The 25,345-nt window shown below is 66.7% G+C and carries 28 protein-coding genes; 12 read left to right on the top strand and 16 right to left on the bottom strand.

The window, feature by feature from the left end:
- Positions 1 to 67 precede the first annotated feature (67 nt).
- Both AC1DX2_RS05680 and AC1DX2_RS05685 read right to left on the bottom strand, forming a co-directional pair.
- Positions 68 to 790 carry an outer membrane beta-barrel protein gene (locus AC1DX2_RS05680; RefSeq protein WP_477195311.1) on the bottom strand — a complete coding sequence of 241 codons (723 nt, stop codon included), beginning with the start codon at positions 788 to 790 and terminating at the stop codon, positions 68 to 70.
- An 18-nt stretch (positions 791 to 808) separates the two neighbouring features.
- Positions 809 to 1,000, bottom strand: coding sequence for a hypothetical protein (locus tag AC1DX2_RS05685; protein WP_477195312.1), 192 nt, complete (start codon positions 998 to 1,000; stop codon positions 809 to 811).
- A gap of 249 nt (positions 1,001 to 1,249) precedes the next feature.
- On the opposite strand from AC1DX2_RS05685, the gene AC1DX2_RS05690 reads away from it, so the two are divergent.
- The 3 genes from AC1DX2_RS05690 to AC1DX2_RS05700 all read left to right on the top strand — a co-directional run bounded on the left by AC1DX2_RS05690 (position 1,250) and on the right by AC1DX2_RS05700 (position 6,693).
- The gene (locus AC1DX2_RS05690; protein ID WP_477195313.1) at positions 1,250 to 2,767 is read left to right on the top strand and encodes an ATPase domain-containing protein; all 1,518 of its coding nucleotides are present in this window, start codon (positions 1,250 to 1,252) and stop codon (positions 2,765 to 2,767) included.
- Positions 2,757 to 4,298: a hybrid sensor histidine kinase/response regulator gene (locus tag AC1DX2_RS05695; protein WP_477195314.1), complete on the top strand. Its 1,542-nt coding sequence runs from the start codon at positions 2,757 to 2,759 to the stop codon at positions 4,296 to 4,298. The genes AC1DX2_RS05690 and AC1DX2_RS05695 overlap by 11 nt, the downstream gene beginning before the upstream one ends.
- A gap of 199 nt (positions 4,299 to 4,497) precedes the next feature.
- Positions 4,498 to 6,693 (top strand): AsmA family protein, encoded by a 2,196-nt coding sequence (locus tag AC1DX2_RS05700; protein WP_477195315.1) that lies wholly within the window; start codon positions 4,498 to 4,500, stop codon positions 6,691 to 6,693.
- Positions 6,694 to 6,700: 7 nt separating this feature from the next.
- Here the strand turns inward: AC1DX2_RS05700 and AC1DX2_RS05705 are convergent, their stop codons facing one another.
- The 3 genes from AC1DX2_RS05705 to AC1DX2_RS05715 form a co-directional block, all read right to left on the bottom strand.
- A complete protein-coding gene (locus AC1DX2_RS05705; RefSeq protein WP_477195316.1) occupies positions 6,701 to 7,342 on the bottom strand; it encodes a hypothetical protein in 642 nt (213 codons plus the stop codon).
- On the bottom strand, positions 7,339 to 7,743 hold the full coding sequence (locus tag AC1DX2_RS05710) for a hypothetical protein (RefSeq protein ID WP_477195317.1): 405 nt from the start codon (positions 7,741 to 7,743) through the stop codon (positions 7,339 to 7,341). Before AC1DX2_RS05710 ends, AC1DX2_RS05705 begins: the two co-directional genes overlap by 4 nt.
- A gap of 61 nt (positions 7,744 to 7,804) precedes the next feature.
- Positions 7,805 to 8,086 carry a hypothetical protein gene (locus tag AC1DX2_RS05715; RefSeq protein ID WP_477195318.1) on the bottom strand — a complete coding sequence of 94 codons (282 nt, stop codon included), beginning with the start codon at positions 8,084 to 8,086 and terminating at the stop codon, positions 7,805 to 7,807.
- A 259-nt stretch (positions 8,087 to 8,345) separates the two neighbouring features.
- Between AC1DX2_RS05715 and AC1DX2_RS05720 the strand changes: the two genes are divergently transcribed.
- Positions 8,346 to 8,981 carry a response regulator gene (locus AC1DX2_RS05720; RefSeq protein WP_477195319.1) on the top strand — a complete coding sequence of 212 codons (636 nt, stop codon included), beginning with the start codon at positions 8,346 to 8,348 and terminating at the stop codon, positions 8,979 to 8,981.
- On the opposite strand, the gene AC1DX2_RS05725 is transcribed toward AC1DX2_RS05720, so the two are convergent.
- Positions 8,975 to 9,373 (bottom strand): response regulator transcription factor, encoded by a 399-nt coding sequence (locus tag AC1DX2_RS05725; RefSeq protein ID WP_477195320.1) that lies wholly within the window; start codon positions 9,371 to 9,373, stop codon positions 8,975 to 8,977. The genes AC1DX2_RS05720 and AC1DX2_RS05725 overlap by 7 nt on opposite strands.
- A gap of 304 nt (positions 9,374 to 9,677) precedes the next feature.
- Between AC1DX2_RS05725 and AC1DX2_RS05730 the strand changes: the two genes are divergently transcribed.
- Positions 9,678 to 10,502: a beta/gamma crystallin-related protein gene (locus AC1DX2_RS05730; RefSeq protein ID WP_477195321.1), complete on the top strand. Its 825-nt coding sequence runs from the start codon at positions 9,678 to 9,680 to the stop codon at positions 10,500 to 10,502.
- 184 nt (positions 10,503 to 10,686) lie between these two features.
- A complete protein-coding gene (locus AC1DX2_RS05735) occupies positions 10,687 to 11,241 on the top strand; it encodes a ferritin-like domain-containing protein (protein WP_477195322.1) in 555 nt (184 codons plus the stop codon).
- Between the two features lie 148 nt (positions 11,242 to 11,389).
- Here the strand turns inward: AC1DX2_RS05735 and AC1DX2_RS05740 are convergent, their stop codons facing one another.
- The gene (locus AC1DX2_RS05740) at positions 11,390 to 12,550 is read right to left on the bottom strand and encodes an OmpA family protein (RefSeq protein WP_477195323.1); all 1,161 of its coding nucleotides are present in this window, start codon (positions 12,548 to 12,550) and stop codon (positions 11,390 to 11,392) included.
- 277 nt (positions 12,551 to 12,827) lie between these two features.
- Here AC1DX2_RS05740 and AC1DX2_RS05745 point away from each other — a divergent pair, with 277 nt between their 5' ends.
- The gene (locus AC1DX2_RS05745; protein ID WP_477195324.1) at positions 12,828 to 13,232 is read left to right on the top strand and encodes a hypothetical protein; all 405 of its coding nucleotides are present in this window, start codon (positions 12,828 to 12,830) and stop codon (positions 13,230 to 13,232) included.
- A 66-nt stretch (positions 13,233 to 13,298) separates the two neighbouring features.
- Here the strand turns inward: AC1DX2_RS05745 and AC1DX2_RS05750 are convergent, their stop codons facing one another.
- From AC1DX2_RS05750 to AC1DX2_RS05765, 4 genes are read right to left on the bottom strand one after another with little or no spacing between them, the layout of a single operon-like run.
- Entirely contained in the window at positions 13,299 to 13,976 is a 678-nt protein-coding gene (locus tag AC1DX2_RS05750) for an ABC-type transport auxiliary lipoprotein family protein (RefSeq protein ID WP_477195325.1), read from the bottom strand.
- Positions 13,977 to 13,978: 2 nt separating this feature from the next.
- Positions 13,979 to 14,902, bottom strand: coding sequence for an MlaD family protein (locus tag AC1DX2_RS05755; protein ID WP_477195326.1), 924 nt, complete (start codon positions 14,900 to 14,902; stop codon positions 13,979 to 13,981).
- A gap of 23 nt (positions 14,903 to 14,925) precedes the next feature.
- Positions 14,926 to 15,840, bottom strand: coding sequence for an ABC transporter ATP-binding protein (locus tag AC1DX2_RS05760; protein WP_477195327.1), 915 nt, complete (start codon positions 15,838 to 15,840; stop codon positions 14,926 to 14,928).
- Position 15,841: 1 nt separating this feature from the next.
- A complete protein-coding gene (locus AC1DX2_RS05765) occupies positions 15,842 to 16,966 on the bottom strand; it encodes an ABC transporter permease (protein ID WP_477195328.1) in 1,125 nt (374 codons plus the stop codon).
- 177 nt (positions 16,967 to 17,143) lie between these two features.
- Here AC1DX2_RS05765 and AC1DX2_RS05770 point away from each other — a divergent pair, with 177 nt between their 5' ends.
- Complete coding sequence (locus AC1DX2_RS05770; RefSeq protein WP_477195329.1) at positions 17,144 to 17,752, top strand: BON domain-containing protein; 609 nt, start codon at positions 17,144 to 17,146, stop codon at positions 17,750 to 17,752.
- Between the two features lie 8 nt (positions 17,753 to 17,760).
- Positions 17,761 to 18,006, top strand: coding sequence for a hypothetical protein (locus AC1DX2_RS05775; protein ID WP_477195330.1), 246 nt, complete (start codon positions 17,761 to 17,763; stop codon positions 18,004 to 18,006).
- A 72-nt stretch (positions 18,007 to 18,078) separates the two neighbouring features.
- Here AC1DX2_RS05775 and AC1DX2_RS05780 read toward each other — a convergent pair whose 3' ends face one another.
- Positions 18,079 to 18,459 carry a hypothetical protein gene (locus AC1DX2_RS05780; protein ID WP_477195331.1) on the bottom strand — a complete coding sequence of 127 codons (381 nt, stop codon included), beginning with the start codon at positions 18,457 to 18,459 and terminating at the stop codon, positions 18,079 to 18,081.
- A gap of 146 nt (positions 18,460 to 18,605) precedes the next feature.
- Complete coding sequence (locus AC1DX2_RS05785) at positions 18,606 to 18,770, bottom strand: hypothetical protein (RefSeq protein WP_477195332.1); 165 nt, start codon at positions 18,768 to 18,770, stop codon at positions 18,606 to 18,608.
- 395 nt (positions 18,771 to 19,165) lie between these two features.
- On the opposite strand from AC1DX2_RS05785, the gene AC1DX2_RS05790 reads away from it, so the two are divergent.
- The 3 genes from AC1DX2_RS05790 to AC1DX2_RS05800 all read left to right on the top strand — a co-directional run bounded on the left by AC1DX2_RS05790 (position 19,166) and on the right by AC1DX2_RS05800 (position 20,867).
- Positions 19,166 to 19,546 (top strand): hypothetical protein, encoded by a 381-nt coding sequence (locus AC1DX2_RS05790; RefSeq protein WP_477195333.1) that lies wholly within the window; start codon positions 19,166 to 19,168, stop codon positions 19,544 to 19,546.
- Positions 19,543 to 20,094, top strand: coding sequence for a hypothetical protein (locus tag AC1DX2_RS05795; protein WP_477195334.1), 552 nt, complete (start codon positions 19,543 to 19,545; stop codon positions 20,092 to 20,094). Before AC1DX2_RS05790 ends, AC1DX2_RS05795 begins: the two co-directional genes overlap by 4 nt.
- Before the next feature lie 95 nt (positions 20,095 to 20,189).
- Positions 20,190 to 20,867: a hypothetical protein gene (locus AC1DX2_RS05800; RefSeq protein WP_477195335.1), complete on the top strand. Its 678-nt coding sequence runs from the start codon at positions 20,190 to 20,192 to the stop codon at positions 20,865 to 20,867.
- 18 nt (positions 20,868 to 20,885) lie between these two features.
- On the opposite strand, the gene AC1DX2_RS05805 is transcribed toward AC1DX2_RS05800, so the two are convergent.
- Genes AC1DX2_RS05805 through AC1DX2_RS05815 form a run of 3 tightly spaced genes read right to left on the bottom strand, consistent with a single transcriptional unit; the run spans position 20,886 to position 25,344 of the window.
- On the bottom strand, positions 20,886 to 22,856 hold the full coding sequence (locus AC1DX2_RS05805; RefSeq protein WP_477195336.1) for a sensor histidine kinase, YfiR-like protein-associated: 1,971 nt from the start codon (positions 22,854 to 22,856) through the stop codon (positions 20,886 to 20,888).
- Positions 22,853 to 23,434 (bottom strand): TOL_0243 family YfiR-like periplasmic protein, encoded by a 582-nt coding sequence (locus tag AC1DX2_RS05810; protein ID WP_477195337.1) that lies wholly within the window; start codon positions 23,432 to 23,434, stop codon positions 22,853 to 22,855. The genes AC1DX2_RS05805 and AC1DX2_RS05810 overlap by 4 nt, the downstream gene beginning before the upstream one ends.
- Positions 23,431 to 25,344, bottom strand: coding sequence for a TOL_0244 family TonB-dependent receptor (locus AC1DX2_RS05815; RefSeq protein ID WP_477195338.1), 1,914 nt, complete (start codon positions 25,342 to 25,344; stop codon positions 23,431 to 23,433). The genes AC1DX2_RS05810 and AC1DX2_RS05815 overlap by 4 nt, the downstream gene beginning before the upstream one ends.
- Between the last annotated feature and the right edge of the window lies 1 nt (position 25,345).

Consider the following 25,345-nt stretch of genomic DNA (forward strand, 5'->3'; position numbering starts at 1 on the left):
GTGGTTCCTTTCTTGCGCGGGCGTTGCAGGGTGAGGTGTGGTCCGGGTCCCATTGGAAAAAGCGGGCTCACCGCCCGGCCGCGCTACCGAATGGGAATACCAGGCCGAACGAGAACACATTGGCCGCGCCGCGCCCACCCATCAGGTCATCGAGCTGGTAGCGTTCCACCTCGCCGCGCAGCGCCACCCAGGGGCGCAACTGGTATTGCAAGCCCAGGCCGAGCTTCAGGTTGGTGCTGCGCTGGCTCAGGCTGTAGCTGTTGGCGGCCAATGCGCCGGTGCCCTGGAAAGCATCGCTGGTGCGGGCATACTGCAAGCCCACGCGGGCCAAGCCGGTCAATCTGACGGCCAGCGGCAGGCTGCCCACCAGGTCCAGGTTCAAACCGGCGGCGCGCATTTCACCAGCCAGCCCGCCAGCCACCACATTGGTGCTGCTGGTGAAACGAAAGCTGTTCAGGTTGAAATAGCCACCCTCCACCGCCCAGTGGGGGTTGAAGCGGTAGCCGACGAAGATCTTGTAGGCCAGGTCGCGGTCATCACGCAGCGTGGACAAGGCCGACAGGCCGGCGCCGATGACACCGGTGGTGCTGTGCTCCTCCGGCATCCTGGCCTGGGCCTGGCCGGCAGCCAGGCCGCCGAAGTAGAAATTGCCGGGCATGCTGGACACGGCAGCGGCACCCGATTGTGCCTGTGCACCGCCGGCCAACCCCATGGTCAGGGCCAGACCGCAGCCCAACCCCCGCAGCGCCACCGCCAGCGCTTGCTGCAACGGGTGGGCGGTGGCGAGCATGGCCGGGCACTCCGTTTGTCAGCAGACGAAGCCGGCAGCGATGTCGGGGGTCAACAAAGGCAGCGTTTCCTGCTGCGAGTCGTCCAGCGACTGGCCCACGGACATCACGGCCTCGTATTCTTCGTACGACATGCCCAGCCGCTGGGACCACCCGTGCAGGGCGTTCTCGCTGCCGCTGTGCGATGGCGAGTGGTTGGTGGTGTGGTTCATGGTGCGGCTCCTGTGTCAGATAAGCAGGGATGTCATGGGAAGTGATCGTCGGGCATGGCTGCAGAGCCGTCAGCCGGAGAGCTTCGACAGTTGGTGAAGGAGCCGTCTGACAAGGCGCCAGCAGGCAGGGCCTGTGTGCGACCACGCACAGACGACCGCTGGGTCGTTTTTTAGGCTCAGGCCACCAGGGTCACACGTGCCAACCCGGCACAGATCACAACAATGAGTACGCCAACTGAAATAGCGCGCATGAGCACAGCAGACAACCCCGACAAATCATCCCCGAACACCATCTCCAGCGGCATACCCGGCCTGGACGACGTGCTGCGTGGCGGCTTCGTGAGCAAGCAGCTGTACCTGGTGGAGGGTGAGCCCGGCTCCGGCAAGACCACGCTGGCGCTGCAATTCCTGCTGGAAGGCGCCCGCCGGGGCGAACCGGTGTTGTATGTGACGCTGTCGGAAACCGCAGCTGAGATGCGCGCGGTGGCGACGGCCCACGGCTGGAACATCGAGGGTGTGCACATCCACGAAGTGTTGTCCACCGAAAAAGTGCTGGACCCGCAGCAGGACTACACCATCTTCCACCCCAGCGAGGTGGAACTGAGCACCACGGTGCAGGGCTTCTTGAGCGTGGTCGAACGGTTGGCACCCACGCGTGTGGTGCTGGACTCGCTGTCTGAATTGCAGTTGCTGGCCTCCAGCTCTCTCGTCTACAGGCGCCAGGTGCTGGCACTGAAGCTGTTCTTTGCCCGCCAAGGCTGCACCGCGTTGCTGCTGGACGACCGCACCGGCAGCGCCGACAACGGCGATCTACAAGTCCGCTCCATCGCCCATGGCGTGGTCTCCATGGAACGCATGGCCACCGAATACGGCGGCATACGCCGCCGGCTGGAACTGATCAAATACCGCGGCGTGGCCTTCCGCGAGGGACTGCACGACTACAAGATACAGCGCGGCGGCATCTCGGTCTACACGCGGCTGGTGTCGGCCACCACGCGCACGCAAGCGCGGCAGGACAATTTCGCCTCCGGCCTGGCTGCCTTGGATGCACTGCTGGGCGGCGGCGTGGAGGTGGGCACCAGCACGCTGATTGCCGGGCCGCCGGGCACCGGCAAGTCTTCGCTGGCGGCGCAGTTTGTATCAACCGCTGTGCAAGCAGGGGGACGCGCGGCGGCCTTCATCTTCGAGGAATCGGCGCGCAACTACCTGAACCGATGTGACGGCCTGGGCATCCCGCTGCGTCCGCACATCGAAAGCGGCCAGCTGCTGCTGCGCCAGATCGACCCGGCCGAGCTGACACCGGGCGAATTCATGCACCAGGTGTGCGCGCAGGCCGATGCCGGCGCCAAGGTCATCGTGCTCGACAGCCTGAACGGCTTCCTGCACGCCATGCCTGACGAAAAGTTGCTGGCTACCCGTTTGCACGAGTTGCTGACCTACCTGGGCCAGCGCGGCGTGGTCACCCTGATGGTGGGCGTGCAACAGGGCATGCTGGGCAGCGCCATGAGCACGGCGGTAGATGCCAGCTACGTCGCTGACAACGTGATCTTGCTGCGCTACTTCGAGGCCTTCGGCGAAATCCGCCAGGCCATCTCGGTGTTCAAGAAGCGCACCGGCCGACATGAGCGCACGCTGCGCCAGTTCTCGATGGACGCGCAAGGCATCCATGTGGGGCCGGTGCTGCGGCAATTCAGGGGCGTGCTGTCGGGCATACCGACGTATGACGACAGCAAGTCCGAAAACGAAAGCGCCCTGAATGAACGATGATGAGGCCGCACGACAACAACGGGTCCTGATCTATGCACCCTTTGGCCGCGATGCCGCGCTGGCCGCCGGCGCACTGCATGGCGCCCACCTGCACAGCCATTGCTGCCTCAGCCTGGCCGAAGTGGCCCGTGAGCTGCAGGCGGGCGCAGCCGCACTGCTCAGCGTGGAGGAGGCCTTGCCGCTGGACGGCATCACCCCGCTGCTGGAGTATGTGCAAACCCAACCCACCTGGTCCGACCTGCCGGTGCTGGTGCTGACCAAGCCAGGAGGCAATTCCCCCTGGGTGCGGCAGGTGCGCCAGCGCCTGGGCAACCTGACGCTGCTGGAGCGGCCCTTGCGCGCGCCCACGCTGGTCAGTGCCGCGCAGGCGGCACTGCGCGCGCGGCTTCGTCAATACCAGGTGCGCACCGCTGACCAGCGCAAGGACGAGTTCCTGGCCATGCTGGCGCATGAGCTGCGCAACCCACTGGCCCCCATAGGGGCCGCCATTCAGTTGCTGCAATTGCCCGCCGGCGGCGGCCCCAGCGGTGAGGCGCGCCTGCGCCGTGCCACCGAGGTGATTGCGCGCCAGGTCGAGCACATGAAAGGCTTGATCGACGACCTGCTGGACGTGGCCCGCGTGACCCGCGGCCTGGTGGTGCTGGAGAAGAAGCCGCACGACCTGCGCGATGTGCTGGCCGAGGCGCTGGAGCAGGTCGAGCCGCTGATGCGCCAGCGTGGCCAGCAACTGGTGCTGGCGCAGCCGGAGGTGCCGGCCATGGTGCTGGGGGACCACAAACGCTTGGTCCAGGTGCTCAGCAACCTGTTGAACAACGCCAGCAAGTACACGCCCGAGCAGGGCCGCATCAGTGTCACCCTGCATCTGGCGCCGGACCAGATGACGCTGGAAGTGGCGGACAACGGTGTCGGCATGACAGCGGAGCTGGTGAGCCGGGTGTTTGAGATGTTCGCACAGGCCGAGCGCACGTCGGACCGTGCCCAGGGCGGCCTGGGCCTGGGCCTGGCGCTGGTGGACAAGCTGGTGACCTCCCATGGCGGGTGGGTCAGCGCCGCCAGCGACGGCCTGGGTCGCGGCAGCCGTTTCACCGTCAGCCTGCCGCGCCACCGCGACGATGCTGCCGCGGCGCCGGCCGCCTTGGGCCTTGCGCGCGCGCAGCCGCCAGTTCAACCCACACGGGTGCTGGTGGTGGACGACAACGCCGACGCGGCCGATATGCTGGACGCGCTGTTGCAGGCCCATGGTTACCAGGTGGCGGTGGAATACTCCGGCACGCGCGCGCTGGAGCGCGCCCAAGCCTTTGCGCCGCAGGTGTGCCTGCTCGACATCGGCCTGCCCGACATGGACGGCAACACGCTGGCGCGCCGGCTGCGCGAGTTGCCCGAGGCGCGCGGCGCGCTGCTGCTGGCGGTCACCGGCTACGGCCAGCAGCAGGATGGCCGCGCCGCGCTGGCGGCCGGTTTCGACGAGCACTGGGTCAAACCAGTGGACATTGACAAGCTGTTGGCCCGGCTGGCGCAGGCAGCAAGCTGATTCCCGTCAGGCCGCCCAGCAATGTGCGCTGGCAGACGGTAGCGTTGCCTGCTGGCCACCACAATGAGCCCAAGCAAGTTGGGAGACACTTACTTTGGCTACAGGGCACGGCACACACACCGCCTCTTCGACGGACTCACCGAACTCACCGGGCCACTCGGTTGGCCCCGGCACGCCGGCTCCCGTCCACAGCCGAAAGTTGGCAGGCCGCCTTGGCTGGGCGCTGCTTGCACTGCTGCTGTTTGCGGTCGGCCTGGCCGCCGTGTGCGAAAGCATGGGCTGGCCTTTTTTGCAGCAGCCATTGCAGCGCTTCCTGAGCAACAGTTTGCAGCGCGAGGTCAGCTTCGACGCACCAGCGGGCGCTACCACGCCGCAGGATCGCACGTTCCAGGTGCATTTGTTGGGCAGCGTGAAATTGCGCGTGGCCCATCTGCGCGTGGCCGCGCCAGCGTGGAGCAATGCACCGCACTTGCTGCAGGCCCAAGACGTGGTCTTGGACATGCGCTATGCCGACCTGTGGGCCGCACACCAGGGCCGCCCGGTGCAGGTGCGGCGCTTGCAGGCGGCGGGGCTGGATGCGCAACTGGAACGGCTCAGCGACGGCCGCGCCTCCTGGCAGTTCGGCAAGCCCGACCAGCCGCAGGACGCGCCCGCGCCCCGTGTAGGCAACCTGCAGGTGGCCAGCGGCGTCATCCACTACCGGGACGAGCCGCGCGCGGCTGACGTCACCATCAAACTGTCGCTGACGGACGGGCCACCGCCAAATGCCGGCGCCGTGGCGCAACCCACGACCGCCACGCAAGCCCAGAGGCAAACCCTGCAGGCCCATGCAGGCGGCCGTTTCCGGGATTTGCCGCTGCAAGTGGCGCTGACCACCTCTGGCGCCCTGCCCTGGATCGCCGACGAGGCCGTCACCACCAGCCAGAAAGCCCCGCTGACGGTGAGCGCCACCGTTGGCCGCGCCACACTGGCGTTTGACGGCACGGCGGTGGACCTGCGTCACCTGAGCCAGCTGAGCGGTCAATTCACCCTCATCGGCCCGTCACTGGCTGCCGTGGGCGACCCGGTGGGCGTGACACTGCCCACCACTGCCGCCTTTCGTGCCCAGGGCTGGGTGGTGAAGCAGGGCGATGTGTGGAACGTGGTGGCCGACGACGTCACGGTGGGCAGCAGTCGGCTCAAAGGCGCTTTCACCTACGACCGTGGTCGCGCCGTGCCCCTGCTGGCAGGCCGCCTGGGCGGCAGCCGGCTGATGCTGGTCGACCTGGGCCCGGCATTGGGCGGTGCAGTGCCTTCGGCCACACCCGCATCGGCACCGGCAACGGCACCGGCAACGGCGCCAGCAATAGCGCCCGCTTCGTCAGCGCCCGCCGCACCCGCGGTCCGGCCGGCCGTGGTGGCTACCCAGGCCAACCCCGGTACGGTGAAGAACACGCTGGTCAAGGGCCCGCCACCGAAGATGGTGAAGGCGCCCGGCAAGGTGCTGCCGAACAGGCCATTCGACCTCGGGGCGTTGAGCCGCATGGATGCCGATGTGCTGATTGACATGGCCGAGTTGGCCTTGAACACCACGCTGCTGGAGCCGTTGCGCCCGTTGCGCACCCACCTGCGCCTAAGCGGCGGCGTGCTGACCTTGAGCAACCTGGAGGCGCGCACCGCCCAAGGCCGGCTGTATGGCAGTGTGAGCCTGGATGGCCGCGCCAACCAGGCCCAATGGCGTGCCGACCTGCGCATTGCCGGCGTGCGCCTGGAGCAGTGGCTGCACCTGAAGCGCCCCAGCCCTGAAGCCCCTGCCTACATCACCGGCGTGCTCAGCGGTCGCGCGCAGGTCACCGGCCAGGGCCGCTCCACCGCCGACCTGTTGGCCAGCCTGGACGGCAACGTGCACGGCGAACTGACCCAGGGCAGCATCTCGCACCTGCTGGTGGAAATGGCCGGGCTGGACCTGGCACAGGGGCTGGGCTTGCTGATCAAGGGCGATGACGCGCTGCCGATGACCTGCGCCGTGACCGACCTGGTGGCCAAAAACGGCCAACTGCGCCCACGGGTGATGGTGGTGGACACGCGGGATTCAACCATCTGGGTCGATGGTTCGCTGTCGCTGGCGCAGGAATCCATGGACTTGCGCGCGGTGGTCAGCCCCAAGGATTTCAGCCCGCTGACGCTGCGCACGCCGCTGCTGGTGCAGGGCACATTTTCCAACCCGCAGGTGTCGATCCAGAAGGCGCCGCTGGGCCGCAAGCTGGGGGGCGCGCTGCTGTTGGGCCTGATCAACCCGCTGGCCTCACTGCTGGCCCTGCTGGACCCGGGCGATGGCGCCAGCGCCCAGCACGATGCCCAGGGCTGCCGCGCGCTGGCGCAGCGCGGCACAGCGGCCACCACCGCGCCCCGTTAAGCAGGCCCTAGTGCTGCGGTGGATGGTTCGCGCTGGTGGGGAATGGGCTAGCCGGCGGCACTGCGGGTGCAGCAGCAGTGTGACCGGGAGCCGGTGAAGCTGAAGACTGCGAATCCGCCGCGGCAGGGCCGGGTGCCGGCGATGCAGCCATCGTTTGCAATTGCTGCATCAATGTCGCCAGCACACCGGTGAACCAGGCCTGCAAAGGCGCGCGGGCCATGACAGCGGCCACCAGCGCCGGACCCAGGCCGTTCAGCAGGCCATGGCGGCGTGCCACACGCCAGGGACGGGTCCAGGCCAGCAATGCGCCAACCACCAACGCGCCTGCTGCCAGTGTGTAAGGGTTGCGCCGTGCCAGCGGCGTCACCACCGCCTGGAATGCGCCGTTGGCCAACACCACCACACTGCGCAGCGGGTGTTGCGCCCACCAGTGGCCCAAAGCTTCGGCCACCACACCCATGCCCGGCAAGGCTTTCAAGCCATCGAGCAACGCGGCAGCACCGGGTGAGGCCTGGCGCCAGGCCGAACTGCTGGGCGGCGGCGGCGCATGGCGCGCCAGCAGCGCGGCACGCAGTTGCGCACGTGACAGCACCAGCCGCTCGCGCGGCGTCAGTTGCGGTGGTTCATGGCCTGGTGGCGTGCCGCTCATGGCGCACCGCCGGCATGGGTGACCTCGCGCAGCATGGCCAAGTCGGCCTGCGCCTGCTCGCGCAACTCGCCGAAGGGCCCTTTGGCGCCCGCTTCGCCAGCATCGCGCGACGCCCATACGCACGCAGCCGCGGCCGCGGCCGGCAGCAGCGGCACCAGCCACAGCAACCAGGGCTGTTGCATGTTGCCCGGGGGGGTGACGGCATACAGCAGCAGCGCGGTGCCAGCCAGCGCCAGCGCCACGCCACCCAGGCACAGCGCCAGCAGCAACAGTGCCAAGCGGCGGCGCCACTGCGACGCCAGCGCGGCCACTTCGGCAGCGGCCAACTCACCATAGGCCTGCGCATGCCCGGCCAGCAGGTGCGGCTGGGTACTCAGCAGGTGCATCAGATCTTGGAACATGGTGCGGCAATGCGAACGCGGCCCGGGGGCCGCGTGGCAGGTTGGTGAGTCCCGTGCGCGCTCAATGCGAGCGTGAACGGCTGAGCAGGCTGACCAGCGCCATCAGCGCCGCGCCCGTGGCAGCGGCGATCAACACCGCCTTGTAGGGCTCGGTCTGGATGTACTGCACGGTGCTGTCAGAGGCGTTCAGCGCCTTGTCGCGCAGGCGGCGCGACGTGTCGTTGATGGCATCCACGCCGCGCTGGGCCAGGGCCGTGGCTTGGTCCGTAACGCGGTCCACAATGGGGGTCACATGGGCTGCGATGCCGTTCGTCGTTTGTTCCATTGCTGTCTTGGTGTTCATGGCGGATTCCTTTTGCGTTGCGGGTGGCGATTCAGGTGAAGATGCACAAGCGTGCTTGGCTCGTGTCAGGGTTCATTGTCAGGAGCGGCCCGCTATGCAGGAATCGGTTGGCGGGCCGCGCCCCTGTCAGCGCAGCGAGGATTCGCTTGTAGGAGCATGACTACAGAGCACCGCTTTCCCATTTCAAAACAAGCACTTAGCCAACATCACCCAAAAAACGGGTGCTTGACCCGAGCGCCACATGTGGGATCATCCGCTCATGATACGAATCGCCATTGTTGATGACCATGCCATGGTTCGCGCAGGACTGAGGCAGTTCTTCGCCGACCAGATCGATTTCCAGGTGGTGGCCGAGGCCAGCAATGGCCGCGAGGCGCTCAACATCGTGCGCCAAGGCGAGGTGGACGTGATCCTGCTGGACATCTCCATGCCCGACCAGAGTGGTGTCGACGCGTTGGCCGCCATCAAGGCGCGCGCACCGGATCTGCCGGTGTTGATACTCAGCGGCTTCGCCGAGGAGCACTACGCCACCACACTGTTGCGACAGGGCGCCAACGGTTACCTGAACAAGGACTGTGACCCGCAGGACATCGTCACTGCCATACGCACGGTGACGCGCGGACGCAAATACATCACCCCCGCAGTGGCCGAGCGACTGGCCGATGGCCTCGGCAGCGGCGGCGCTGAAAAGCCACTGCACGAGCAGCTGTCCGAGCGCGAACTGCAAGTCTTCCTGCGCCTGGCCAAGGGCGAAGCGGTGGGCCAGATGGCCAACAGCATGTCGCTGAGCATCAAGACCGTCAGCACCTACCGCACCCGGGTGATGGAGAAGATGAAGCTCAGCTCCAACAGCGACCTGACCTACTACGCGCTGAAGAACGGCTTGATTCAGTGAACTGAAGGTGGGCCAATGCTGTTGGCCAGGTCGGTGCAGTAATCCATCAACGCGTCGATGTCGTTGGATTTGTCAAACACCCTGGCTGCGCCCAGGGCCAGACATTGGCGTTGCATGTCGGGCGTGGCATAGTTGCTCAGCACCACCAGATGGCGCGCATCGTGTTGCGCATGCGCAGCTCTCAGCACACCCAGTCCCGAACCTGATTTCAAAAAGATGTCGACGATGACCAGGTCCGCCTGGTTGGCCGGCTGGCTGAGCCAGCGGGTGGCTGATGCCTCGTCCTCGGCCGTTCCCACCACCAGCACCGGCCCCAGCTCTTCCAGCGTGGCGATCAGGCTTTCGCGTATCACTGGGCTGTCCTCGACGAGGTAGGTTTTTAAGGTGTTCATGGTGGGGCAGCATGCATGCACGCTGGCACCCAGTATTGCGTCTTACCACAACGCGCGCCATCGGTGGCCCACCCGCTCTTCGGAAGGAAGGGTCCTACATCTGTTACATCCACTTAAGGTTTCGGCGCAACCGGCCACCCCCAAACTGTAGGAGCGCGACTACGCGCAGTGGCGGCGGCGTCCGCTACGAACATGCAGCCACATTACCCATACTGAAAGCCGTGACAAGGGAGCCGTCGTACCTTGGCTTTAACAGCGGATGGAACGGCGGCACGCATCAAGCAAACCACGGCAGGAGAACCACATGATGAACAAGAACCACTTCAAGAAACTCGCACTGGCCCTGGCGGGCGCCGCCCTGGCCGGTGCCGCGTCGGCCCAGGTCGTGTTCTACGAACACGAGAATTTTGGCGGCCGATCGTTCAACACCGACAACTCGGTGGAGGACTTGCGCCGCTTCGGCTTCAACGACCGCGCCTCGTCGGTGGAAGTCATTCACCAGCGCTGGGAAGTGTGCGAGGACGCCCGCTTCGGCGGCCGCTGCACGCTGCTGCGCCCGGGCCGCTACCCGTCCATGGCTGCCATGGGCTTGAATGACCGCATCTCCTCGGTGCGCGAAATCCCGCGCGGGGTGCGTTACGAAGACAGCCGGTACGCTCCCATCGCACCGCTGCCGGTGTATGACGCCCGCCGCCGCGCGGATGAGCAGACCTTCACCGCCAACGTGACCAATGTGCGCGCCGTGATGGGCACGCCGCAACAACGTTGCTGGACCGAGCAACAGCAGGTGGTGCAGAACCAGCAAAGCGGGCCCAATGTGGGTGGCGCCATCGCTGGCGCGCTGATCGGCGGCATCCTGGGTCACCAGGTGGGCGGCGGCTTTGGCAAGGACGTGGCTACCGCCGGTGGCGTGGCTGCGGGCGCCGCCATCGGTGCCAACGCCGGTCGCGACAACGGCCAGGTGGTCAGCACGCAGAACGTGCAGCGCTGCACCAATGTGAGCGCCAGCGACAGGCCCGACTATTGGGAAGTGACGTACGTGTTCCGCGGGCTGGAGCATCGGGTGCAGATGACCACGCCTCCCGGCCCCAGCATCACCGTGAACGCGCTGGGTGAGCCGCGCGTCTGACCGCGCGCAGATTGCCCGCCCACGACACAGGCCCGGCCATGGCCGCACTGCCCGCAACATTCCGGGTGTGCGGCCGGGGCCGGGCGTACGTCATCGCACAGACAGCACCCGCGCATGCATCTAAGGTGGACAAGTGCTTGGCACATTGCCCATCCCATCGCCAACAAACCCAAAGAGGACAACCATGAACATGAAAGAGCCCCTGCTGGAGCCCATGCTGACCGACATCAAGACGCTGCGCGCGCGCGCCCGCAAGAACATCGAGGAAGGCGCTGTCACGCCCGGCTATGCGGCCGACCGGCCCGTGGTGCTGACCATGCTGAACGAGGCGCTGGCCACCGAGCTGGTGTGCGTGCTGCGCTACAAGCGCCACTACTTCATGGCCAAGGGCATCCACTCCGAATCGGTGAAAGCTGAGTTCCTGGAGCATGCCGATCAGGAGATGGCACACGCCGACCAGATCGCCAAGCGTATCGTCGAGCTGGGCGGCGAGCCCAACTTTTCGCCCGACGGCCTGTCCGTGCGCAGCCACGCCGAGTACATCGAGGGCAACTCGCTGGAGAGCATGATCAAGGAAAACCTGGTGGCCGAGCGCATCGCCATCGAGAGCTACCGCGAGATGATCGCCTACCTGGACCAGCGCGACCCCACCACCCAGCGCATGCTCAAGGAAATCCTGGCGATGGAAGAGGAGCACGCTGACGACCTGGCCTCGCTGATGGAAAACACCAAGCACTGAGCGGCATCAGCGGCTGCTGGTCGTTCGCCCACTGCCACGACAAGGCCCGCCGATCTGGCGGGCCTTTTTTGTTGGCAGGGTAGCCCACAACTTGCCTGAGCCACAAAAAAGGCCCGCTTGCGCGGGCCTTTGCTTTGGGCGTACCGGCTTACTTGGTGCCGGTCACCACCACTTCCACGCGCCGATCAGGCGCCAGGCAGGCGATCAGCTTGGCGTTGGGCTTGTCACCCTTGGGGCAATCACCCGGCTTGGTCACGGGGTTGGTCTCGCCCTTGCCCACCGACGAGATCTTGGCCGACGGCACGCCACCGCTGGTGACCAGGTAGTTCTTCACTGCTGCGGCGCGGCGCTCGGACAGGCCCTGGTTGTAGGCCGTGGAGCCAATGCGGTCGGTGTTGCCCTCCACGGTGACCAGGTCGTAGCTGGTGCCACGCAGGTCGCTGGAGAACTTGTCCAGCGCGGAGCGGCCGTCGGCCTTCAGTTCGGCCTTGTCGAAGTCAAACAGCTCCTGGGCCGAGAAAGTCACGCGGCGGGGGGCCGGCGGCGGGGGGGGCGGCGGAGGCGGGGGCGGCGGGGGCGGCGGCGCCACGTACTGGGCGACAACCGGTGCCGGTGCCGGCGCGGCAGCCATCACAGGTGCCGGTGCCGGAGCCCTGCGGCCGAGCGGGAACACCAGACCCACGGTGTAGGTGTTGACGTTGCCCTTGTTGCCAAGTCCGTCGTTCACCTGGTAGCGCTCAATGTCGCCACGCAGCAGCATGTTGCGGCTGATCTCATACTGCAGACCCAGGCCGATCTTGGCGTTGGTTTCGTTCTGGTCCACACCGGTACGCAGGGTGGTCGCTGCGCCGCTGGCGCGGTAGCTGCCGCTGGTGTTGGCCCATTGCGCGCCGATGCGGGCGCTGGCGGACCAACGCTCGCTCAAGGGGATGGTGCCCACCAGGTCGATGTTCCAGCCATCGATCTTGTATTCACCCACCAGGCCACCAGGCGGCGTGGTGAAGGCACCCCAGCTGAAAGTGCCGAGGTTGAAGTATCCGGCTTCCAGGCCGATGTTGCGGTTGAACTGGTAGCCGCCGAAGATCTTTCCCGCAGCGTCGCGGTCGTCGCGGCCGAAGCGGGTGATGCCGGGCGCCACGCCCAGCAGGCTGCGGGCTGTGGCCTGGTCATCCATCTGCGACAGCGACGAGCCGGCGGCGATGCCACCGTACCAGTAACGTTCTTGTGGGGTCTGCGCCAATGTGGCGCCGGCGATGACCGAACTCAATCCGGCCAAGCTCAGCATGCGTGCCAAGTGTGTGTGTTTCATGTTGTTGTCCTTTCGTCCTTCCTAACTAACTCGGGTGAATCGGAATGCCCGCGTGCTAGGGACAGCGGGCATGTAGGGCATTCTTGAGGCTGGTGGCGTTTGGCTCTGTACGCTGGCGAACGTTGGGCGCCCGCTGTGCCACGCCAGCAACACTGCAGCCTTGTGTGCGTGTACGTACAGACGAATGCAAAACCCCATGTGATAACCAACGCAAGGCAAGGCCGGCAGAGCACATCGCCAGCACAGGCCGCAGCCCACCACACAGGAGGAACAGCACATGAAAGACTTTGAACTCACATCCGACATGCTGACGATGCGTGGGGAGTTTTACCCCACCGGCTACACCTTCGTGATGCTGCCCACAGCGGACGATGCCAAGCAACTCGAGCGCGATCTGCGTGCTGCTGGCATGCAGGAGCCCGACATGCTTTACCTGACGCCCGAGGCTGTGCTGGAGCAGGTGGTGCCCACCGCCCGCACGCACAACAGCACACTGCCTTCGGTGGGCACCGAGAGCGCCACCACCGAGCGCTACCGCGAACTGGCCCTGAGCGGCCATTGCGCGGTGATGGTGCACCCGCGCAGCGACGCCGAAGCCGACAAGGCGATGGAGGTGATACGCCAGTCGCCCTGCTCCATCGCTGAAAAATACCGGCTGCTGGCCATTGAGGACGTGGCCTGATCGGCCGAGCATCGCAAAGCTGAGGTGGCCGGGCGAGTTGGGCAAGCCCTGGCAGGGCCACCAGGCTCAGCGTGCGCGTGCGGTGGTTGCCGTCGCGCTGGGTTTCCAGCCGCTCGCGGCCTCAGAGCAGAATTCAGACAGCATCTGCAAGGCCTGGCGCACCGCCTGGCTGGTTGCGGCCACGCCGCCGGCCGGGTCGTCGCTGGGTGCGGGGGCCTCGGTGCGTATGTCGCGCCAGGCCAGCACACGGCGGCTGGTGTCGTCCACCATATAGGCATGCAGCGCCAGCCGTGCGCGGCTGGGCCGGCTGCTGAAGTCCTGCGTCAGTTGCACAATCTCCACATCCAGCCGCAAATCGCCAGCCGCCGCACTGGGCGTGCCCACTACGGCGCGGAAAGCGCCGCTGCGTGCCAGCTGGGTCATCAGCGCCGGCGTCAGCATGCGCGCGGGTGTGTCCACCCATTCGCTGTAGGCAAAACGCTCCTGATGCGAGGGCTGGCGCTGGTAGACCATGTGGGCGCTGTCGTAGCCGGCAGCGGCCTGCACCGGGTTGACGATCAACGTCGGCCGGGGCACCACCAGGGTGGCAGACGGCGATGGGGCAGACGACGCCTGTTGCTCGACAACCGGCAGGCTGTCCAGCCAGCTGGTGTCAAAGCGGTAGAAATTGGGCGTGGTGGCCGGGCGCTGGCCGGCGCAACCGGCGAGCACAGCAGCGCACAGCACGGCGGTGAGGTGTTTCATGGTCATGGCTTGGCTTTCTCCGGCAAGGTCTCACCCGGGCCGGGTGGTACCGGCTTGTGGCCAAACAGCAGGCCGGCTGGGTCACGTTGGGTCTGGTCACTCAGGCGCCGCAACGAGCCCGACAGCACGCTGAGTTCGCCCAGCAGCCGCTCCAGCTCGGGCAGGGTCTCAGCCGTGAAGCGCTTGACGTCGGCACCCACCGAGTCCACGGTGCGGCCGGCGGTGGCGCTGGTGTTGGCGACCTCGTTGCCCATCTTCTCGATGGCGTCAGCACCGCGCCCTACCCGTTCCAGCACCGGGCCAGCCTGCGCACTCAGGCGCGCGCTGTTGGCCATGGTGCGGCTGGCGTTGGCGATGCCGGCATCGATCTCTGGGCGGCGTGCTGCCACCGTGTGCATCACGGCGGCGGCGTCGACCAGCATGGCGCGTATGTTGGCGCGGTTCTCGTCGCTCAGCAGCGCATTGAGGTTGTTGGAGGTGCTGTCCAGCTTGGACAACACATTGCTCAGGATGGTTTCCAGCCGCGCGGTCAGCGACGGCTTGGTAGGGATCACCGGGTAATGGTCGTCGTCGGGCGGCAGCAGCAGTGGCGCGTTGGCGGCACCGCCATCGAGTTCCAGGTAGGCGATGCCGGTCAGGCCCTGGGTCTTCAACACCGCCACGGTGTCGGTCTTGATGGGTGTGCCGTGCTGCATGGCCAGCAGCAACTCCACCCGCTGGGGGTTCACCGGGTCCAGCCTTATGGTTTGCACCCGGCCGACATCGACACCGTTGTACTTGACCGGCGCGTTCAGATTCAACCCGGCGACGGATTCGTTTTCTATCGCCCAGTAGTAGTCGATTTTTTTCTTGAACGAACCGCCGTAGGCCAGCCACAGCACGCCGGCGATCAGCGCCGCGCCCAGCGCCAGCACAAACGCCCCCACCAGTGGGTAATTGACTTTGGTTTCTATGATGCGCTCCCGGTGTCTTGTTGTTCGGTGTCGGTGGCGGCCTTGCCTGCGTGAAGCGGCGCGCCATTGTCATGCCCTGGCTCCTGCGCCTGCGCGGCGGCAGACCGGGCACGCGGGCCGCTGAAGAACTGGCGCACCGCCGGCAGGTCCAGTTGTTGCAGCTCTTCCATGCTGCCCACGGCCTGCAATTTGCCTTCGCCCAGCACGGCCACGCGGTCGGCCACTTGCCACAGCAGGTCCAGGTCGTGGGTGATGATCACGACCGTCAAACCAAACAACTCCCGCAGCTTCAACACCAGCTCGTCCACGCCGGCAGCGCTGGTAGGGTCCAGCCCGGCAGTGGGCTCGTCCAGGAACAGCAGTTCGGGGTCCAGCGCCAGCGCGCGGGCCAGCGCCGCACGCTTGAGCATGCCACCGCTGAGTTCGGCCGGGTATTGGGCGCCAGCCTCGGGCTTCAGACCGGCCATGGTGATCTTCCAGGCCGCCAGTTGGTCGATCAACGCGTTGTCCAATGCGGTGTGCTCGCGCAACGGCAGGCCGACGTTTTCCAGCACGGTGAGCGAGCCAAACAGTGCGCCACCCTGGAACATCACGCCGCAGCGCTGGCGCAGCACGTTGGCGGCATCCTCATCCAATTGGCTCAAGTCCTGGCCCAGCAACTCAATGCTGCCCTCGTCGGGCTTGTGCAGCAGGATCATCTCGCGCAGCAGCGTGGACTTGCCCGAGCCGCTACCGCCTATCAGTGCGAAGATTTCAGCCCGCCGCACCTCCAGGTCGATGTGGTCGTGCACCACGTGGTCGCCAAAGCGGGTGGACACGCCGCGCAGCCGGATGACCGGCTCGTCCGCAGCGGCTGGGCGGGCCGCACTGGCTTCGAGGGGGGTCACTGGTGCGGTGCCGGCGTCAACCATGTCACAACCTCAAGGCGCTGAACACCACGGAGAACAGCGCGTCGGCCACGATCACCAGGAAAATGGCCTGCACCACGCTGCGGGTGGTCTGGCGGCCCACGGCGTCAGCGCCACCACGTGTGTTGAAGCCCTGGAAGCAACCCACCACCACCACGATGGCGGCAAACACCGGTGCCTTGCCCACGCCGATCAGGAAGTCGGTCACCGTCACCGCCTTGGCGAGACGATCGATGAAGTCGGCAGCGCCCACCTCCAGCTGGGTACCGGCCATCAGCATGCCGCCGGCCAGGCCCAGCACATCGGCATAGACGGTGAGCAGCGGCATGGCCAGCACCAGCGCGATCAGTTTGGGCAACACCAACATCTGCTGCGGCGAGATGCCCAGCGTGCGCATGGCGTCAATTTCCTGCGTCACCGCCATGGTGCCGATCTGTGCCGCGTAGGCCGAGCCGGACCGCCCGGCCAGGATGATTGCGGTGATCAGCGGCGCGAACTCGCGCAGCATGGACAGGCCCACCAGGTCCACGACGAAGATGTTGGCCCCGTATTGGCGCAACTGGCTGGCGCCCTGGTAAGCCACCACCACGCCCAGAAGGAAGGACAGCAGCCCCACGATGGGCAGTGCGTCCACGCCGGCCAGCCGCAGGTTGAAAAGCACCGGGCGCCAGCGCAATTGGCTTGGCCGGCGCAGCACCGCCAGCAGCGCCACGGCGGTTTCGCCGACAAACCCCAGCATGGCCTGCCCCTGTTGCAGCGCCTCCACCGTGGCCTGGCCGGTGCGCGTCAGCACACCAGGTTGAGGCGCGGCGGGTGCCACCGGTTGCTGCGCCTGCAGCGCCACCGCGTCCATCAAGGGATTGAACTCGGCGCGCAGGCCGTTCAACGCCACCGGCGTGCCCTGCTCGCGCAGGCGCTGCAACATCTGCTGCAACAACCAGGCCCCGACGCTGTCCAGCGCCTGGATGCCGCTGGCGTCGGCGGCCAGCCCGCCGCCGGCCTGCGCTTTCAGGGCGGCCAGGCGCTGCGGCAAGTCGTCCATCGCACGTGCCGTCCAGGCGCCCGACAGGCGCCAGGCCTGGGGGGTGGTCTGTTCAATGCTGGCCGGTGCTGCGGCAGGGTTGCTCATGAATTGTTACGTGCGGGGGTGTACCTATGTGCAACCGAGCGTATGGGGGTGGTTGGGTGACGTCTGTACGACAACGCACCCAGGTGTGGCGCGTCGGCATATGCGTGCGCCAGCGCACGGAAGAAATTGAAAGCGAGGCGCACAGTGAAAGCACTCAAACCACAAGGGAGATCCATCATGAACACATTGCAAGTTTTTGCATCCCGGCCGTCACGTGGCCACCGGACATGGACGCTGTCATTGGCACTGGGACTGGCCGCCACCCTGTTGGCCGCATGCGACCGCATGGTTGACACCTCCACCGGCGCGCCACCGCCGCCCACCACCGTAGGCACGGTGATAGACGACGGCGTCATCAGCACCAAGGTGCGCTCTGCGCTGCTGGCCGACGCGCAGGTGAAGAGTTTCGACGTCAAAGTGGAGACCCGCAAGGGAGAAGTCATGCTCAGCGGCTACGTCGACAACCAGGCGCAAGTGGACCATGTGTTGGAGCTGGCACGCGCTGTCGAAGGCGTCCAGGGCGTCAATAACCGCATGGATCTGAAGACCTCGCCCACCACGGTCGGCAACAAGGTAGATGACGCCATCGTCACAGCCCGCGTGAAAGCTACGCTGCTGGCCGACGCGTTGGTCAAAGGCCTGGACATCACCGTGGTCACGCGCAAGGGCGAGGTGCAACTCAGCGGCTTCGTTGACAACCCTGGCCAGATGACCCGGGCCACCAACCTGACGCGTGACGTCGACGGCGTGGCCAGCGTCAACAACCAGATGTCGTTGAAGAAGTGAGGTCCCTCATGGCACGATCCGACTCCGGCAAGATGCCCCTGGACCGCCACCACGGCAATCACCCAGTCTGCCCGGTGTGCCAGGGCAATCTGGCGCGCGTGCCGCGCCGCCTGTCGGATCGGTTTGTCAGCATCTTCATGCTGGTGCACCGCTACCGCTGCTGCAGCATGCCGTGCAACTGGGAGGGCACGCTGCGCGTGCCCTATGTCCCTGGGCCGACCCCCACTCTGGCACGGCGGCGGGCTACGGATTAAACCGGCCCGCGCACGCCGCTGCGGTCGCATCGACCGCAAGGCTTTTGGCAGCCAGGGCCAGATCGCGTTGAATCAGGCCGCCAGGATGAAGTGTTCCATACGTGCGGCATCCAGCACCTGGTCCCAGCCCAGCGGCAGCAACGCCAGCGGGTTGCTGTTGTGCAAGGCGGGGGCGTCGCGCACAAACCATTCGGCCACCTCCCAGCTGTCGTACAGCGGCACCAGCTCGGACAGCACCGGGGTCAGGCCCGGCAGCAGGCCCATGTCATCGCGGGCAAACTGAAACAAGGGCAACCAGGCCTGCGCCTGCCACTCAAAGCTGATGATCTCGCGCCCGGCAATCCGGCGGGCCAATGCGCGCCGCTCGGTGGCACCACGGCGCTGATGCAGGGCACGCACTTCTTGTGCGCGCGCCAATCCACCGCTGGCGCGGTAGGCACCCAACAATTCCATGAAGCGCCGGTCCTGCTGGCACTTCTGCTCCAATTGGGCACAACGCCCTGGCCAAGCCGCTGTGTGGCGGCCGGCATGCGTCGTGGATGGAGCTTCGGAAAAGCCGGCAAGATTTTGGTGCATGGGGCCTCCCTGAGGTGCCTACGTCAGTTGTCTTCGGGATCGACCAGGCGGTCGTGCTCAGGGTCGTCGGCGATGGCCGGCGGCACCAGGCCATCTTCAATCGGCGTGTCGTCGGCTGCCAGCGGCTCGTCGACGAGCAACTCGTCGGGCTCGGGCGTGGGCACCGGAGGTGGCTTGCGGCTGGTCATGGCGTCAGACCCTATCGCGCAACAGCCACCACAGGCGTGCCCACCAATGGGCCTTGCGCGCGAACAGGCGGCGGCGCGGCCGGAAACCGAGAACGATGGGAACGGGAGGATGGTTCATGCTGGCCCTCACCATGGAGTGACGAAGTGCGACAAAGTGGTCGAGTCACTGTAGGTGTACGGCACGCCTTTGTGTGTAGGACGGTGCCGACATCGCGCGTCGGAACCCACCGGGCCTTTTGCGCTGTAGGACTGCGGCTACACACGCGTGCGCCGCAATGGCGGACGAGAACCACCTTGCGTCCGACAGCTTTGCGTGTGGCAATTTCGGATACTGGCTCCATCAGCTCTGGCGTGCGGCAATCCAGCCTCATGCAGGCACCACGGGAGAACGCACCATGAGACATTTCAGCTTCCACGCCGCCGGCCACACGCAGCACACAGGCTTTCCGATACGGCAAGACAGCGCCACGAAGAACCTGCCCCTCCGAGGCGATCTGGCGGCCCATGGGGCGCAGGAACAGGAAGCGCAACTGCACGACACCGATCTGGCACGCGCCGGTGAAGGCGCTGGCGTCGGCAGTGCGGTCGGCGGAGCGCTGGGCATGGTGGTGGCCCTGGGGGCCACCAGCGGCAGCAGTTGGGTGGTGCCGGGCCTGGGCATGGAACTGGCTGTCCCCCTGGTGGCGGTGATCACCGGCGCTGGTGTGGGCGCCGTGATCGGCGGTGCCTTCGGCGCCCTGATGGGCTGGCTGTCACCCGATGGGGATCTGCTGTGAAACGAGCTTTTTGCGTGATGCTGGCGATGGCCTGCCTGTGCGCCAGCAGCTTTGCGCAGGACCGGACCATGAGCCTGAAGGAAGCCTCTTACCGTGCCGGCAAGACACGGATCTCGGCCCGCTACCAGGAAGAACTGGCCACCTGCAAGGGACTGGGCAATGCCCAGGCACGCAGTGCTTGCGCCGCCGCAGCCGCCATCAACCGGGATGCCATGCGCCGCGCACTCAAAAGTGATATGGGGCCTACCGGCTTGAGCCTGTACCTGGCGCAAGCGGCGAATCAGCAACACGAAGCAACACCCACCACGGCGACGGCGCCGCGACTGGCCCCGCAACGCACTACGACGGCAGCCGCCGCCGCGACAGTGCAGATCGCTGGCGCCCAGCAGCCGCGCGCACCCAAGCCAGTACTAACAGCAACCATGTCACCATTGCCTGTAGCGGCCGGGGTACCGGTGGCGGCCCTGCAATCATCGCCCGCGTCGGACGATGCCCACCTGGTCACAAGCTATGCGGTGGCCTTCAAGGCCAGTTACGGCGGCAATTGAAAGCGCAAAAAGGGTGGTAGCAAGGTGCAGTAAGATGACAGAGGCGATGTGCCACAAGGGCGCATCGTCAACCCGCCCTCACCCGCCATGTCCGCATGACCACCCCTACTGACAACCGCACAGACACATCCAGCGGCCGGGCCGAAGCCGCCCGCTATGCGCTGCTGCGCCGCCTTGTGCCAGTGCTGCGCCACCACATGGTGGTGCACCTGCAGCCCATGGGCATGATCTGCGAGGTGACGGACCGCAAACTGGCCACCGGCGGCCCCGACGCCGTCACCGCCGCTCACAACGGTGTGGGCAAGATCGGCAAGCTTGCGCGCTCGGCCATTGCCTCCTGCCTGGACGTGGTGTCCTGGCTGGCGCCAGACCCGGAAGCCAACGTCAGCCTGACCGCCGGTGTGGCCGAATGCCTGGAGCTGGTGCGCAGCAACTTCACCTTTCGCGGCTTCACACTGGTCAACCAGATTGGCGAAGGGCAAGAGCTGCCGCTGCCACAGGCCACAACCCGCGAGGTGCTGACGGCCGCGCTGATCGCCTGCGCGGACGATGCCGGCGACCTGGACGAACTGACGCTGTCGCTTCAGCCGCCGGAATCTGGCGACAGCGGCACCTGGCTGTCGCTGCAACTGCGCCGCGGTGCCGGTGCCAGCCATGCCGATGAGGGCATCTACCGCCGCATCGTCTGGGATGACGTGCAAGCCCTGGCCGATGCGCACGGGCTGGCCATGGAACGCCTGCCCGCCGGCGTGGCGCTGCGCCTGCCGGGCTGACCTCCACGACCATCCGTTTCAGGCCCGCGCTGCGCGCCAGGCGTCCAACACATCCAGCACCTGGGCAAACTCCACCGGCTTGACCAGATGCTTGTCAAAGCCGGCCTGGTGGGCCCGCAGCTTGTCTTCGGGTTGGCCCCAGCCAGACACCGCCACCAGGTGCACGCCGTCGAGTTCAGGCAAGGCGCGCAGCCGCACGGCCAACTCATAGCCATGCAGCTTGGGCAGGCCGATGTCCAGAAAACACACCTGCGGTCTGAAGCCCGGAGCCGCCTCCAAGGCCTCTTGGCCGTCATGCGTCACACGCACTTCGTGGCCTTCAGCCTCCAGCAGCATGGCCAGGCTGGCGGCAAAGTCCACGTTGTCATCGGCCAGCAACACGCGCAGGCCCGGCGTGCTCGCTGCCGGCGCCGGTGCGGGTGGCTGCGGCGCGGGTGTGTTCAACGCGGCTGGCGCGGGCATGGCCGCGCCAGCCAACAACGGCAGGGTGACGGTGAAGCGGCTGCCGGTGCCCGGGCCATCGCTGTGCGCGGTGATGCTGCCGCCGTGCAGCTCAACGATGAACTTGGCCAGCGACAAACCCACACCCAAGCCGGCGTGGACGCGCTCCAACGAGCGGTCGGCCTGGGCGAACATGCCGAAGATCACCGGCAACATGGCTGGGTCCAACCCCATGCCGCTGTCCTGCACCGTCACTTGCACGTTGCCATCCTGGATCTGCGCGGCCAGGCGCAGCCGGCCACCGGGATCGGTGAACTTGGCGGCATTGTTCAGCAGGTTCAAGAACACCTGCACCAGGCGGGTGGGGTCGGCCAGCAGATACACCGGCTCTTGCGGCAGCTCCAGCGCCAGGTGGTGGCCGCGTGACTGCACCAGCGGCGCCGTGGCTTCCACCGCCATGCGCACCACGTCGGCCAGTTCGCAGCGCTCGCGCTTGAGCACCATCTTGCCGGTGGTGATGCGCGACACGTCCAGCAAGTCGTTGACCAGTTGCACCAGTTGGCGCAGCTGGCGCTCCATCATCTCCTGGGTGGCCTGGCGCGCGCTCGCGTCGGTAGTTGGCAGGCGCAGCACGTCCAGTGCATTGAGCAGCGGCGCCAGTGGGTTGCGCAGCTCATGCGCCAGCGTCGCCAGGAACTGGTCCTTCTGCCGGTCGGCCGCGCGCAGCGCGGCTTCCGCCTGGCGGCGCACACCCATTTCCTGCTCCAGAGAGCTGTTGGAGGCCTCCAGCGCCTGGGCGCGCCCGCCCAGTTCGGCCAGCATGGCGTTGAAGGCATCCACGAGGTAGCCGATCTCGTCGTCGGTGGTGCGGTTGGCACGCAGCGAGTAATCGCGCCGCGTCATCACGCGGCGCGCCACGTCGGCCATGCCGACGATGGGCCGGGTGATGGCCTTTTGCATCCACGAGGTCAGCATCACCGCCACAGCCATGCTGGCCAGCATCACCGCGCCCAGGATGGCCAGGTAGCTCAGCAAGCGCTGCGCCAATTCGTAGTCGGAGCGGAAGTAGATGGTGCCGACCAGCTCGCGGTTGTTCCAGATCTGCCGGAACAGCACCAGTTCGCCTGCCTCTATCCGGTAGGTGCTGCCCTCGGGGCTGGCCGGCAACGGCGGCGCACTGCCATCGGCATCGCGCTGATAGCTGGCGAACAGCCGGCCTTGCGCGGTGTACACGGCGGCGGCGATCACCTTGGGGCGCAGGCGCAACAGCGCCAGGTTGTCTCGCGCCACCTTGTCGTCGTCGAAGGTCAGGGCCGCCGCGCTGGCACGGCCCATCAGGTCGGCCTGGGTCACCATGTCGTTGATCCAGGACTGGTGGTAGGTGCGCAGTTCGTAGATCAGCAGCGTGCTGCCCATTAGCAGCAGCGCCAGGAAGCTGGTGCTGAGCACCACGAACATCAGTTTGCGGCGCAGCGAGAAGCGTATGCTGCCCAGCATGCCGGGCCGGTCCAGCCGGCTCTTTGCGGGAGGGGATTTGCCCAGGCTCATGGCGCTGACCCCGGGCGCAACTTGCGCGCCACGCCCAGCAGGCCGGAGCTGAGCTTCAGGCCGCGCGCCTCGGCCGTGTCAAGCGCGATGTCAAAACGCACCCGACCGCCACTGACGACGAAATTGATGATGCTGCCGCGCTCCAGCGCGTCCTCGTTCTCGCTGACCAGCAGCAGCGGCTGCCCGTTGGCGGCGGCGGCCTTGGCCAGCGACGCCAACCGTGCAGACTCGCCACGCGCCACGAACAGCATGTGCATGCCGCCCAGCGGCTCGCCCTCGTGGTAGCGGCGAACGCCGATGGGCCGGCCGCCGACGCTGCGGGTGGACAGCGCGGCAGCCAGGTCCTCGGCCAGGCGGTCGTCACCCATCACGCCGATGAGCAGCGGCGCATCCGGCTGGGAGAAGGTGCCGGCTGGCCAGACCACATAGTCGACAAACTTGTACAGGAACACCGCCTTGACGCGCCGCTCCAGCTGCGGCGCCTCCTCCGCCAGCACCAGCACAGGCGCTGCCGCCAGGGCCAGTGCCAGGCAGGGCGCACCCAGCCGACGAAGCCAGCGCCAGGCCAACGAGCTCATGGCAGCCGCCACACCAGGTTGGCGAATACGCCACGGTCGTACACCGGCCGCTGGGGCGCAACACCCCATTCGGCGTAGGGGGGCCCAAACAGGTTGCGCGCCACCAGCGACAGTTCGGGCCCGCCCGACATGCGCCAGCCCAGCCGGGCGTCGACGCTGAAGTAGGCCGGCACCACCGGGCTGGGCAATGCGCCCACATGGCGGGCATTGATGTCAAACTCCAGACCACCGGGTAAGTCCCATGACGTACCCAGCTGCCAGGTCTGCCCGGCGTCATTGCCCAGCGCTGCGGTGCCACCCACGGACACCGCACCGGGCTTGACCCGCAACTGCAGGTTCTGCACCATCGCCCCGGCCGTCAGGCGCCAATGCGGGCTGATGCGCAGGCTGCCCCAAGCCTCTATACCGGTGCTGTCACCATCGATCTGGTTGGCGATGACGGGGCCGATGGCCGTGGGCTGCACAGAGCGCTGACGGTCGAATTCGTGGTGGAACAGCGTGATGGCATACGAAGCCGCCGGGCTGGGCTGGGCACGCCATCCCAACTCGAACACATTGGACACCTCGGACTGAAAGCTGTCATTGGGCGCCAGCAGCGTGTAGGGTGGATTGGCCGGGCGCACCAGTTCGCGGTCCAGCCGCGCGGGGATGCGCACCGTGCGCGAGGCCGCCATCCACAGCAACTGCTCGGGTGATAACTGCCAGGCCAGGCGTGCGTTGGGCAAGTTTTCCAGCCCGGTGTAGTCGTTGTGCTCCAGCTTCAGGCCCAGCGTCAGCGTCAGATTGGGAGCCAGCGTGAACTCGTCCTGCGCGAACAGGTTGACCAGGCGCAGGTCACGGCTGGCGGGTGTGAAGGCCAGCGCAGGCGTCAGGTTGACCAGCTGGTCGGACTGGAAGCGGTAGCCGCCGCCCCACAGCCAGCGCTGGCTGGGACTCAGTTGAAAGCTGTGCTGCACGTCCATGTCCAGCGTGTCGAGCTTGTCGTTGATGGCGCCGGGTTGGTCACGCTCGGTGCGGTCGTAATAAGCCTGCAGCCGCAGGCTGGCGCCGTTACCCAACTCGCGCGTCAGCCGGGCCAGCAGGTTGCCGCCGGACAGCTCGCGCGGCGGTTGCGCGGCGCCTTGGTGGACGCTGCTGCCATACACATCGCCCTGCAGCGTGACGCTCTGACCCGGGCCAGCCCAGTCGGCGCGAAAGCCGCCCTGGGTGAATTGCGCAGCGTCCCCCAGGCTGCCACCGGCGGCGTTGTGCGTGGCATCGCGCAGGCTGCGCTGGCCGTACACGCGGTAGTAGCCGTTGTCGCCCAACTTGCCGCCAAAGCGCATGCCAGCCAGGCTGTCGGCATTGCCGCCGCCCAACGTCAGCAGCGTGCCCTGGGTGTCCCGGGCGGCGCGGGTGATGATGTTGATGAAACCATTGACGGCGTTGGAGCCCCACACGGTGCCACCTGAGCCGCTCATCACCTCGATGCGCTCCACATCGGCCAGCATCACGGCCTGCGCCTCCCAGAACACGCCGGAAAACAGCGGTGAATACACCGTGCGGCCATCGATCATCACCAGCATCTTGTCGGCCGTGGTGGCGTTGAAGCCACGCGCGCTGATGGCCCATTGGTTGGCATCGGCCTGCGCCACATGCAGGTTGGGCGCCAGCCGCAGGGCCTGCGGCAGGCTGGTGGCGCCGCTGCGGCGTATGTCCTCAGCGCTGATCACGTACACCGCACCGGCGGCACCGGCCAGGGTTTCGGTGCGGCGCGACACGGAAGTGATCTGCACCAGGCTGAGCTGCTCCAGCGTCATGCTGGTGAGTTCTGCAACCTGGGGCGCGGCTTGCGCGGCGCTGAAGGCAACTGCCATCAGCAGGCCAACGGCGCTGCGCCGCAGTGCGGGTGCGGACACCGTCAAGCCCATG

The organism is Hylemonella sp. P2_B10 (genome assembly GCF_056404875.1).

What these genes read in the sequence shown, in the direction of transcription:
- AC1DX2_RS05790 (WP_477195333.1), top strand. Translation starts at nt 19,166, where the DNA reads ATGAGACATTTCAGCTTCCACGCCGCCGGCCACACGCAGCACACAGGC.
- AC1DX2_RS05725 (WP_477195320.1), bottom strand. Translation starts at nt 9,373, where the DNA reads ATGAACACCTTAAAAACCTACCTCGTCGAGGACAGCCCAGTGATACGC.
- AC1DX2_RS05775 (WP_477195330.1), top strand. Translation starts at nt 17,761, where the DNA reads ATGGCACGATCCGACTCCGGCAAGATGCCCCTGGACCGCCACCACGGC.
- AC1DX2_RS05780 (WP_477195331.1), bottom strand. Translation starts at nt 18,459, where the DNA reads ATGGAATTGTTGGGTGCCTACCGCGCCAGCGGTGGATTGGCGCGCGCA.
- AC1DX2_RS05690 (WP_477195313.1), top strand. Translation starts at nt 1,250, where the DNA reads ATGAGCACAGCAGACAACCCCGACAAATCATCCCCGAACACCATCTCC.
- AC1DX2_RS05810 (WP_477195337.1), bottom strand. Translation starts at nt 23,434, where the DNA reads ATGAGCTCGTTGGCCTGGCGCTGGCTTCGTCGGCTGGGTGCGCCCTGC.
- AC1DX2_RS05750 (WP_477195325.1), bottom strand. Translation starts at nt 13,976, where the DNA reads ATGAAACACCTCACCGCCGTGCTGTGCGCTGCTGTGCTCGCCGGTTGC.
- AC1DX2_RS05705 (WP_477195316.1), bottom strand. Translation starts at nt 7,342, where the DNA reads ATGAGCGGCACGCCACCAGGCCATGAACCACCGCAACTGACGCCGCGC.
- AC1DX2_RS05735 (WP_477195322.1), top strand. Translation starts at nt 10,687, where the DNA reads ATGAACATGAAAGAGCCCCTGCTGGAGCCCATGCTGACCGACATCAAG.
- AC1DX2_RS05715 (WP_477195318.1), bottom strand. Translation starts at nt 8,086, where the DNA reads ATGAACACCAAGACAGCAATGGAACAAACGACGAACGGCATCGCAGCC.
- AC1DX2_RS05720 (WP_477195319.1), top strand. Translation starts at nt 8,346, where the DNA reads ATGATACGAATCGCCATTGTTGATGACCATGCCATGGTTCGCGCAGGA.
- AC1DX2_RS05685 (WP_477195312.1), bottom strand. Translation starts at nt 1,000, where the DNA reads ATGAACCACACCACCAACCACTCGCCATCGCACAGCGGCAGCGAGAAC.
- AC1DX2_RS05740 (WP_477195323.1), bottom strand. Translation starts at nt 12,550, where the DNA reads ATGAAACACACACACTTGGCACGCATGCTGAGCTTGGCCGGATTGAGT.
- AC1DX2_RS05815 (WP_477195338.1), bottom strand. Translation starts at nt 25,344, where the DNA reads ATGGGCTTGACGGTGTCCGCACCCGCACTGCGGCGCAGCGCCGTTGGC.
- AC1DX2_RS05785 (WP_477195332.1), bottom strand. Translation starts at nt 18,770, where the DNA reads ATGACCAGCCGCAAGCCACCTCCGGTGCCCACGCCCGAGCCCGACGAG.
- AC1DX2_RS05765 (WP_477195328.1), bottom strand. Translation starts at nt 16,966, where the DNA reads ATGAGCAACCCTGCCGCAGCACCGGCCAGCATTGAACAGACCACCCCC.
- AC1DX2_RS05745 (WP_477195324.1), top strand. Translation starts at nt 12,828, where the DNA reads ATGAAAGACTTTGAACTCACATCCGACATGCTGACGATGCGTGGGGAG.
- AC1DX2_RS05710 (WP_477195317.1), bottom strand. Translation starts at nt 7,743, where the DNA reads ATGTTCCAAGATCTGATGCACCTGCTGAGTACCCAGCCGCACCTGCTG.
- AC1DX2_RS05805 (WP_477195336.1), bottom strand. Translation starts at nt 22,856, where the DNA reads ATGAGCCTGGGCAAATCCCCTCCCGCAAAGAGCCGGCTGGACCGGCCC.
- AC1DX2_RS05760 (WP_477195327.1), bottom strand. Translation starts at nt 15,840, where the DNA reads ATGGTTGACGCCGGCACCGCACCAGTGACCCCCCTCGAAGCCAGTGCG.
- AC1DX2_RS05730 (WP_477195321.1), top strand. Translation starts at nt 9,678, where the DNA reads ATGATGAACAAGAACCACTTCAAGAAACTCGCACTGGCCCTGGCGGGC.
- AC1DX2_RS05770 (WP_477195329.1), top strand. Translation starts at nt 17,144, where the DNA reads ATGAACACATTGCAAGTTTTTGCATCCCGGCCGTCACGTGGCCACCGG.
- AC1DX2_RS05800 (WP_477195335.1), top strand. Translation starts at nt 20,190, where the DNA reads ATGACCACCCCTACTGACAACCGCACAGACACATCCAGCGGCCGGGCC.
- AC1DX2_RS05695 (WP_477195314.1), top strand. Translation starts at nt 2,757, where the DNA reads ATGAACGATGATGAGGCCGCACGACAACAACGGGTCCTGATCTATGCA.
- AC1DX2_RS05680 (WP_477195311.1), bottom strand. Translation starts at nt 790, where the DNA reads ATGCTCGCCACCGCCCACCCGTTGCAGCAAGCGCTGGCGGTGGCGCTG.